We start from the raw sequence: 9,763 nt of genomic DNA, 5'->3' as shown, positions 1-9,763 counted from the left end.
CGCTCGCAAGAACCCCTGCAGAAACCTTGCGAAAACTCGCAATCTGCTGAGCAGTGGACATAAGTCCCCCTTCTCCGGAAGCGACCCAACGCGACCGGACCTATGAATTTTGAATGGGAGACAGGCAAAAGGGCGCAACAAATCGTGTTCTGTTCACAGACAGAACTTGCCACGCGGCCAAAGTGATTCTAGAATCTCAGGTGTGCAGTTGAGATTTTAGGCACTTAGCCTATCTCGAATGAGGACCCGCCCTTGTGGCGGGTTCTTTTCGTTTCAGTCTTCCTCGTTGCTTTCCCCTCCCCTTTCCAGATTCTCGAATTCGGTGATCAACGTCGCCATCCGCTCCGCGACGAAATTCGCGAATTTCGGCTCGCTCTTGACGTTGATGGTGATTTTCATCGCACTCGGAGATCGCTCGATATTCCCGTAGGAACGCGTGCTCGACTGGATCGGCATTTTCGATGGTTTCGGATTCGCTGTTCTGGCTTTGTCTGCCTTTTCTGCAGCGCGCATCGCCAGCTCGAAGCGCTTGTTCGAATCCGCGTTCGTCCAGATTTCGTGACCGGGCAACCCCCGCACAGCCTCGACAATGGATGCCTTACGGCTGCCTTTCTCAATAAGCTGTCCAAAAGCTTCCCACCTGGTTCGCCCGATTTTTGGCGCCGGTCCGATGGAAATGCAGATATCTCTCGGAACTTGTCCGGCAATCGCCGTCATCTTGGAGATGATCGTCTCGTTCCCCACACCGACGGATTCAGCAATCACCTTTCGGCTGTAACCAGCCTGCGTCAGGGCCTGCGCATACATCGCTTGTTCAATGAAGCTGAGGTTCTTTCGCTCATTGTTCTCCAACCCCTGCGCGACGACGAGCTGCTCGTCCGAAAGGTCTTCAACAAACGCCCTGACCTTGCGGCCCAGAACCTTGGCCGCTTTGTTCCGTCTTGCACCATATGCAAGCTGGTAGGCACCATCGACGTCGGGGTGTGGCCGAACCAGGATTGGCAGTTTCTGTCCGGAAGCCTCCATCGAAGCCACCAAACTTTGAAACTGGGGATCATCCTCCGTCCATTCCATGCGATCCGGAATCAAGGACGCGAGTACGAGATCAGGGTCGAGCTCATGTACCTTTGATTTTTTAAGTTCTTCCCTGAGGCTGAGATTGTCCTTCTCAATGCTTGCAAAGCTTGCCTGCAGCGCCTTGGTTGGAGCCGTTGTCATCGACTTTTCGGTCGATTTTTCGTTCGCCGCCTGCTTGGCAAGCGCTTCGGGATCAACCTGGCCGAACATGCCTGCCAGCTTCTTCGCCCTGGTGGAAGCTTTTGAGCTGGTCATTTGCGGCCCCAGACTTTCAGGATTTCACCGTAAATCTCTTTATTCGCCGCGTTCACAGCTTCGATCGCACGAATATAGGTATCTCGGCTAACGGCCCCGCGTTCCAATTCATACAGTGTCTTGTTCTCAAGACCTGCGTTTGTGATGGCGGTCGTCTCCAGCACGGCAGACGTCAGAACGCTTTCGCCAAACAGTGAACGAAGCAAGGCGGCAATGTTCACCTGAGGCACGTCGTGAGGAACGTGTCGCGTCAGTAGAAAACGGAGGAAGTCATGATCAACTGATGCACCGAAGTGAGCCATCTGTTCGAGCATTTCGTCCAGCATATAGAGAAACTGGTTCATGCTCGCGACGTCTATCATCGCCGACTGAACCGGTATGATGAGACCGGTCGCTGCATACACCGCATTCAACGTCAAATACGACAACTGCGGCGGAGCATCGATCACCACAACATCATACTTGTCCTCCACGCTGCGAAGCGATGTCGCAAGGCGGCGTATGAAGTACTCGTCGCCCAGGAAGTTGTTGCTGACAATTGCTGCAGGCGTCTCATAGTCAAAGTACTGAAGCTCGCTCTGACCAGGAACGATATCCAGTCCAGCGAAATACGTAGGGCGGATCACTTCCGGGAGCGTCCGTCGCTCTTCATCATACCGCAGCACCGCAAAGACCGTTTCGTTGTCGCCCACCTCCAGAACAGGCTGCACGCCAAGCATCTCAGTCAGGCTGGCCTGCGTGTCCAGATCGATCGCCAACACTCTGAGGCCTTGCAACGCAAGAAACTGAGCCAGGTGCAGTGCGGTTGTCGTCTTGGCGCATCCACCCTTGAAGTTCGCAATAGCGACAACCTGCATCTTGTCGCCATCGCGGCGCTGCGGATCGAAAGACGTCGCCTGCGAAGGACGCCGCTCCGCCAGGAACTTCCGCAATTCATTGATCTGCTCAAGAGAGTATATGCGCCTGTTGCCTTCGGAGCGGTCCGGCATCGGCCCCTCCCCGTCCAAAGACATCTGTCGCAGCGTAGCAGGTGAAATGCCGACAAGATCGGCAACTTCAGATGAAGAAAACGACCGAAGTTGCTTTCGCGCTTCTGGCGGATAGTTCACTTGCCAGTTATTTTTGATTTGCGTGCTGAGCAACGCGGAAAAACGAGAGATTTGCCCTCGCGTGCTGCTGGGATCCAAAGTCTCCTCAACCTCGACGGTTTCGGTCATGTCTTCTAGCTCCGACGCAAAAAACTGCGTTTTAAGGAAAAAAGTGTCGGTTACGAAAAAGAATGAAATAACGATTCCTGTCAATGCGTTTTTGGTTAACCCCTGTTAACTTTCTGAGTCAATTCAGACGGTTAGACTGCACAGCATTTCCAGAAACGGCTTTTCGACGAGCCTGCATCCGGAACACCAATGCGATCTCACAGGATTTGGTCGACACCGCGTGACAGATGTCACGGCCTTAACAAGCTGACAAACAACACTTTTTTTCACGCACCTCGTTACGAGGCCATTTTTGTTGGCCGAAACCCTGCAGATGAAACCTGTCTGAACGCAACAATATCCGGCAGAAAGGCTCGCCCGCTTGTGCACCGATTTGCGTTTGAGGGAACGCGGCTCTTCTCTCAAAATACATGGCGTCAATAAACGATGGCCGTCACGACATCGCCTGACCGGAAGTGATTCTCTCTATTTTAGCCGTCGCCCGGCAGGTGGAGGCAGTCTCATCCAGCAAAGCTTCAATCACTTCCACGTCGCCATATTCAAAGGCGATCGGAACCAGGGCGGCAGGATTTGCAGCTTCTGTGCGTCCATGTCGCCCGAGAAGACCAACGCTGCCTTCTGATGTTTCCGGACCTGAAAGAACGGCGGGTTCAGGATGACGCCTGGAAACTCCAGCTAGTCCCTGACGCGCTCCGTACATATTCCAGAAGACATTCCGCAACCACGGCAACGCCAAGACGGCGCTCGATGTCGCTCCCTTTATGCCGACACTCGACCATGCAAATCTCATTCTGACCACGCCTGTTTTCAAGCAGAGCAGACACTTGAACCGCCTCCCCCCTACCCGGTTCAAATGTGCTGTCGTCCTCAGGCCGGGCGAGATGGTCGAGACCATACGAGCCGCGACGTCTGCGGTCGTCACATGGCATTTCCTGGCTCGGCGGAACAGGCGTGTTTTACCGGGTTCGTATAACGCCACTTTTCAAACTTGCTGCTGGTTCCTTTACGGGGGCGCAATCGGCCAGTGTTTGACTCGGGCGAAGTTGCGCTTCGGTGGTCGGCTGGAAGTAATCGGCTACGTCGAGGTCGAGGGGCTCGGCAATCCTGTTGTAGTGCTCCACGCCCGCACCGCAGAAGCCCTGGCCATTGCCGATTGCATTCATCGACTGATCAACAGGGAAGGCTTGCAGGTGAAGCAACTCAGCCTGGAAGCCGCCCATACACCAGTCCCAAAGCACAACGGGCCGCCGGGAAGGACGGAACTCTCGCATATCAGAATGGGGTCAATTGCAACGTGATCTGGGCCCTGGGCCGCGTCCTTGAAGGACCTGTCAAGGCAAGCGCTGTCGAGCGACACTAAACCCGCGCCATGAGTCCATGTTCCTGATGCTTGCAGAGAACCTTGATGGCCACGGAGTGAGCGCTAACGCCAAGGGGAAGGTCGGGGGTCTTGGCAAGTTCATAACGAAGTGCTGTGGACTTGCGGGCGGTCAACTCGGCAAAGAAAGCTTTGGAATGATCCGAACGTCGCCCTTCGTTCGGCGCTGTATCAAGCCACGCTTTTACCGTCGTCTTTGCATCCTTCGGATCGATCCGTTTGTATCGCAATGTTTCCCGGATCAAAATCGGCGGTGTCTATCAGGCCCGCTCAGCCGGTTGTTCCTGGGACACCCGTAAAGGAGCGATTTCTGTTCTAGTCGAACGCACTCGAAACCGGGGCCGCCTTCGAAGGAAAGCGGCCCCGTGTTGTCCGGATACATATTCAGATTCAGCCGGTCCCTCGCCGAGACCTGCTGCTTCTCATCCCGCTCAGATATATTCGTCACCGGGAACGCAGACTGCTCTCTCGTCGTCAAACAGAAACTCGGAAATGTGCTTCATCACGTTGACGCGCCCATCATTTGTATGGAACCCCAACTCATTCAGGCCGTCGGTATACTCTTTGAACGTGGGGTCCGGCGTGTGGGGATTGGGCGTAAAAAAGAGCTCCTGATAGCGGAAAACCGGCTTGTATCCGGCAAACGACAGTCCGATCAGCTCCCGGGCCAGCACCTTCGGAACTTGGTGGTGCTGGTTCCACAGCATTCCAATATTCCGGTTCATGAATTCCTGCCAGGCCCATGTGGGATAATCGATCCGGATGCCCAGGTTCTGGGCCTCCCATTGCCTGGCTTCTTCCTCGCACTCACGCCAGATCGCGGCTTCGCGTGCTTCAAGCGCAATGTGGACTGTCTGATGGCCCGTCGCCGCACCGATGATCAGGGCGTCGTTCAGAATCGGAGTCCAGGCCTTTTCGCTCAGAATGCTTCCGACGCCTTGCACCGCTATCGGGTTTCTTCTTGCCACCTTTTTGTCTGCCCCGTCCTGGCCCTCGCCCCTGCCTCTCCTGCGACGGTATTCTTCCTGCTGTGCAATCCAGACCGTTTGCTGATCCTGAATGCCGTTTGCCGCGGTTATCCCGAAATTGGCGATCAGTTCCTTGCAAGTCCGGATACTGGCCCCCCCGAGAATCGTCATCTTCAACTGATTCCGTGCGGTCGTCTGGTAAAGCCGGAAAGCGGCATCGATATAATAGTCCATGTGATTGGGTTGGTCCCAGCGCGTCCAATGGGCAATCCAGGCATTATCCGCCCTGTAGACGCCTACGAGCGCATTGATCTCTTGTCTGAATTGCTGAAAGTTAAGTGGCATGATCAGGTCTCTTCGAAAAGTTCGGGATGTCCTTGAACCACATGTAAGCCTATGAAGGGAAGGAACCTGTGATCTGCAACACAGCAGACGCAGGCTGTTGGATTATTTAAACAAAACGCTGTTGATGCGCTTTTCATACGTCGAACTTGATGGGCATCACGACTAAGAAGGGAAGGGTGGCCGAACCAATCGTCGCGACGGCAGTTCGGAGAAGTTGGGGCAGACCGGCACGTCGAAAATCAGCCGTGATATCCCACGTGATCATTCTAGGTGGTCGACCCGAAGCTGATCGCCAAACACCCGCACCGTTTCCCGGCTTTTGTCGGCAAGATCTTCTCTACCTTGGCGCGGAGCAAGAGGGAGCGCGAGGTCCGGGACCATCTATGGATCCGACGACACGATACCGGGTGAGGGGCCATGGAACCGTTCGAAACCTGCGATGGGAGCAGCCTAACCCGGCGATCGCGCCGAGCTGGTAGAGAAAATAGATCGATCTGATCCCGTTCTTCGCCTCTCTCGAAAGCGTACGGCGGATCCTCTAAACCCAGAACGCCATCGAGGCGCTGAACTCGAAGCTGCTGTATCTGGTTTTCAATCAGACCGCCGCGGAATGTAAGTAGCTGCATCACAAGTGGTTGGGGGCCGAGACCAAATTCGCCGTCAAATTCGGCAAACGGTTCGTCAGATGGTGAGGGAGACAGGCCTCAAGCACAAATTATCCGACAGTCCGTCACACGACCCGCTCGAGAAATAAAGTCGAAATATACTCTTTGTCTTGGTCTCATTGCACAAATAATAAATGGAATGTAAAACGTTTCATTGCGTTTCAGCCGGAATAACTATTGGTGCCTGTCTCAAGAGACACCCTGCCCATAAGGAAAATCATGACCAATACACCAGAAGATGACTTCGTTCAGGATGCAGCCTTCATCGAGCTAACAAGCGATATCGTTTCGGCCTATGTGGCCAACAACACGGTTGCCGCTCCCGAATTGGCAGACCTGATAGCTTCCGTGCACAAGGCGCTGACCTCGTCCGCACAGAAAGCCCAGGAGCCGGAAGTTGTGGAACTCGTTCCCGCGGTGCCGGTCAAGAAATCCGTCGGAAACGATTTCATTATCTGCCTGGAAGACGGAAAGAAATTCAAGTCGCTGAAACGGCACCTTCGGACCCACTACGACCTGACCCCTGAAGACTACCGGGCAAAATGGAACCTTCCGGCGGATTATCCGATGGTCGCCCCCAACTATGCTGCAGCTCGCTCCGAACTCGCCAAGAAGATGGGCCTCGGGCAACAACGGGCCAAACAGACGCGCAAGCCCCGCAAGAAGTAGCTTTTGGCTTCGAACCGAGGCGCATGAAGTCGATCCAGGTTCGGTCAAACAAGGGATAGTTCGAGGATCTTGACGTTAATGCTACTGAGTAGCACCTTCTTGCGGAACGAGAACACCCGTGAGCGTTAAGTCCTCCATTTCGTTGACCGAACAGCAGGATGCTTTTTGCGCGCGCTCTTGTTGAGTTCCGCGAAACTTCAAGCCTGAGTTCGGTTCAGTAGCAGGGGCTGGAGCGTTTGCGCCAGAAAACCGAGCTTGAGTCTCTCGAAACACAAGCTCTCCGTGAGCTCATCGGGCAGAGGATGAATGGTCCTTCTGTCTCTGCTGCAGAAATGGGAATCCGCGTGGAAGCCATGATCGAGCGAAAGCGGCGTGGCCTCCGTGTGGACCCTTGAGTATTCGACCACTGCTGAGCGCGACTTTGAACTGATCTTCGATCACCTGCTTGATACCATTCCGATCTCGGGGAATACCGGGAGGAGGCCTTCGAACGCGCGGCCTAGCGCGTCAGATCCATTCGGTTCGCCATTGATCAATACACGGAAACTCCCCTCATAGGCACGCTTCGGACCGCCTTGTGCTATGACCAGCGTCGCGGCATTTGCGGGAGGTCTGGGCGAGGGACCGAACCAGGAGACCGTCCACATCCTCAAGCCCACTCAAAGCAGTGAGTGAAGCAATTCGGCTGTGGCCGGCATGCGCTTCAGACTTGCCAGGATTCTCGTTCGCCACGCCGGACCGGACCCGATCGCCAACTCGTAAGCTTCAATCAGATCGTCGGGTCTGATTTCCCTCAAGGCTTCGATCAGAAATGCCGCCTGTGCACGGTCCTTGTGGGCTTTAAGGGCATCCGGTCCGCCTTGTCTTCTGTCGGCGACAATCAGCTTGTGAACTGCAAAGCGTTCCGGCCGCGGGACTTGCACCAACACTCCGGATCTATACAGAAAGGGAACACGAACTGGCTCGGCAATCAGGTAATTGAGGAAGTGTAAGCTCTGTGCATTGACCCCAAGCGCAGGAAGATCTCGGATCCCCTCATCCTCTTCAAAGGAAGGCGTCAGGAATTCCACCAGAGTCTGGCGGGTTGACTGCCGCCAACGCCAGGTTTTGTCGCTCTCAAGTGTTGGCAGCGGATCAAATTGAAGTTCGGAAAAGACCTCTGCAAGCGGAGGTTCAACCGTATCCGCGAGAGCGAGGGACAAGCGCTCAAAACTCGCAATATCAACATCGTCCGTAGTTGCCGATTGATCAAAGCCAATCCGGAAGCCGAGCTCGCCTTCATAGCAGCGAAAGGCGTGCGTTCCGACGATCGTTCCCCCCAGACGAAAGACACCGGCTTTGGCCATTGCCGAGACAACCTGACCGGACCCTACATCCGCGAACAGATACCCTTCGGCCCGCAGCACACGCATCAACCTGGCGCGCTCACGATCTGCCTGCTTGGCAGCATCTGCGATTTCAGTTTGCCGGTCCAATCGGTTGCGCAGCTCCGGTGTGTCTTCGCCGATGTATCGATCTACAGTTTTGTTGCCGACGCGGAAGTGATCATACCAGTAGGTTTTCGTACCGACCACTTTGGATCGTGGCACACCCCGGAGATCCGAAACGGTGCTGTCGATCAACGAACGACGCAGGTCGGTCCAGGCTGCAGTTCCAATTGCACTATGATAAGAGATCGGCATCTTACCCCACATACTTTTTTTCGTGGGGTATAAATAGCATACTTGCTACACCACAGACTATTTTTTGTGGGGTAAATCGCACATGACAGACCCAATCAAGATCTGTCCGGATCTTACGGACCTGATGACCTGCCCCCAAAATCACCCCAGCATTCTGGCCGACCGTCTCCGGTTGCGTCCCGCATCGTTATAGTAGCTTGAGGCCTGGGCGAGGGACCGGTGGCGGGACTGCTGCATGGCGTCCTGAATGGGGATATCGCGATTGGCGGCCTCTGTCAGAAACCCGGAGCGCAGACCATGGGCGGAAAACTCCGCCGGGTCGAGCCCGGCCAGAACGCAGCGGCTTTTCACGATGGCGTTGACCGATTGCGGCGTGAGACCACGCGCCTTGACGTTGCCCCAGCGATCAATCGCCCGGAAAACCGCGCCTTCTTGAAGATTTGCAGCCTCCAGCCAGGTTTTCAGCGCCTCGACCGGACGCCCAATCAGCAGCACCGCATTGTCGTCGGAAGCGTCTTCGGTCTTGGTGCGGCCAAGCCGCAGGCTCGCCGCCGGCAGCAGAGGGCTGTCAGGATCGGCAGGATCCGCAGGCAGGGGTTCTTCCCAGATGATCTGGCTGAGGCGCAAACCGGACAGTTCGGATCGCCGCCGGCCACCGGAGGCGAAGCCCGCCAGCAAAAGCGCCTTGTCGCGCAGATCGGCAAGAGAGGGTGTGGCAAGATCCGAACCGTTGCAGGTCGCAAGCAATCGCTCCAGCAGATCCGCGGTCACTGCCCGCCGGCTTTTTCTAACCTTCGGCCTGCCGGCAACGCGGCTGGCCAGACGCAGGGCCGAGCGCACGTCGGGAGCCGAGAACGCCCCTTCAAGACCGCGCCAGCGATGCAACGTCGACCAGGAAGCAAGACGTCTCTGAACGGTCGAATGCGCATGAGGCTGCCGGTGCGCTCCGTCTCCCTTTGCCTTCCTGAGAAGCTTCAGATCCTCCAGCGCAAGGGCGACGTCCTCGGGGATACCATGTGCAGGATAAGCTTTTCGCCGCTCCGGATCCCACAGGTGATGGGCAACGAATTTCAGGATCAGCGGCACCGGCGCCGGCCAGGGCAGGGGATCTCCCGTCGCCGCCAGGCACCAGCCTTCCAGATAGGAACAATCGGAGGTGAGGGCCCTGAGGGAGTTTTCGCCAATCCCTTCGCTTGCCAGATGCCGCAGGGTGGCAATGTCCTCCTCACTGAGCAAGGCGACCAGCTGATCGGTACGATCCGGCCCGGCAAGGGCCGGCAAGATGGCGGCCAGCGCATCCAGGTTTTCGATCTTCCGGCTCAAAGGCTGATCTGAAGCCTCGTCAATCGCGGGCCGCGACGTGAGACGGGAAGCGGGGAGGGGGCTTTCGGGCATCGCTGACAGCTTCATGAGAGGTGGGCACTGACCTGTTTTCTAGCATGGGACGGCCAAGATGTCTAACCTTCGATAAGCGTTACTTATCGCTGCTGAGTCTGTCATCTTGCGA

The 9,763-nt window shown here is 55.9% G+C and carries 8 protein-coding genes and 1 pseudogene; 2 read left to right on the top strand and 7 right to left on the bottom strand.

The window, feature by feature from the left end; translation table 11 throughout:
• Nucleotides 1-273: 273 nt before the first annotated feature.
• From repB to FMN63_RS18455, 5 genes are all read right to left on the bottom strand, one after another.
• Nucleotides 274-1,332 carry a plasmid partitioning protein RepB gene (gene repB / locus FMN63_RS18475; RefSeq protein WP_148585659.1) on the bottom strand — a complete coding sequence of 353 codons (1,059 nt, stop codon included), beginning with the start codon at nt 1,330-1,332 and terminating at the stop codon, nt 274-276.
• Nucleotides 1,329-2,549, bottom strand: coding sequence for a plasmid partitioning protein RepA (gene repA / locus FMN63_RS18470; RefSeq protein ID WP_148585658.1), 1,221 nt, complete (start codon nt 2,547-2,549; stop codon nt 1,329-1,331). Before repA ends, repB begins: the two co-directional genes overlap by 4 nt.
• A gap of 433 nt (nt 2,550-2,982) precedes the next feature.
• A complete protein-coding gene (locus FMN63_RS18465) occupies nt 2,983-3,339 on the bottom strand; it encodes a hypothetical protein (protein ID WP_148585657.1) in 357 nt (118 codons plus the stop codon).
• A 166-nt stretch (nt 3,340-3,505) separates the two neighbouring features.
• Complete coding sequence (locus tag FMN63_RS18460) at nt 3,506-3,769, bottom strand: hypothetical protein (protein ID WP_148585656.1); 264 nt, start codon at nt 3,767-3,769, stop codon at nt 3,506-3,508.
• Nucleotides 3,770-4,358: 589 nt separating this feature from the next.
• Entirely contained in the window at nt 4,359-5,240 is an 882-nt protein-coding gene (locus FMN63_RS18455) for a hypothetical protein (protein WP_148585655.1), read from the bottom strand.
• An 884-nt stretch (nt 5,241-6,124) separates the two neighbouring features.
• Here FMN63_RS18455 and FMN63_RS18450 point away from each other — a divergent pair.
• On the top strand, nt 6,125-6,574 hold the full coding sequence (locus FMN63_RS18450; protein WP_148585654.1) for a Ros/MucR family transcriptional regulator: 450 nt from the start codon (nt 6,125-6,127) through the stop codon (nt 6,572-6,574).
• A gap of 118 nt (nt 6,575-6,692) precedes the next feature.
• Nucleotides 6,693-6,969: pseudogene (locus tag FMN63_RS29885) on the top strand (type II toxin-antitoxin system ParD family antitoxin).
• A 264-nt stretch (nt 6,970-7,233) separates the two neighbouring features.
• On the opposite strand, the gene FMN63_RS18440 reads toward FMN63_RS29885, so the two are convergent.
• Both FMN63_RS18440 and FMN63_RS18435 read right to left on the bottom strand, forming a co-directional pair.
• Nucleotides 7,234-8,256 carry a nucleotidyltransferase family protein gene (locus FMN63_RS18440; RefSeq protein WP_148585653.1) on the bottom strand — a complete coding sequence of 341 codons (1,023 nt, stop codon included), beginning with the start codon at nt 8,254-8,256 and terminating at the stop codon, nt 7,234-7,236.
• 141 nt (nt 8,257-8,397) lie between these two features.
• Nucleotides 8,398-9,651: a tyrosine-type recombinase/integrase gene (locus FMN63_RS18435; protein ID WP_148585652.1), complete on the bottom strand. Its 1,254-nt coding sequence runs from the start codon at nt 9,649-9,651 to the stop codon at nt 8,398-8,400.
• Nucleotides 9,652-9,763 lie beyond the last annotated feature (112 nt).

This window comes from Stappia sp. BW2, from assembly GCF_008107695.1.
Classification (GTDB): Bacteria; Pseudomonadota; Alphaproteobacteria; order Rhizobiales; family Stappiaceae; genus Roseibium.
The sequence above is the reverse complement of the archived record's forward strand: the minus strand, read 5'-3'. Positions and strand labels throughout refer to the sequence as shown.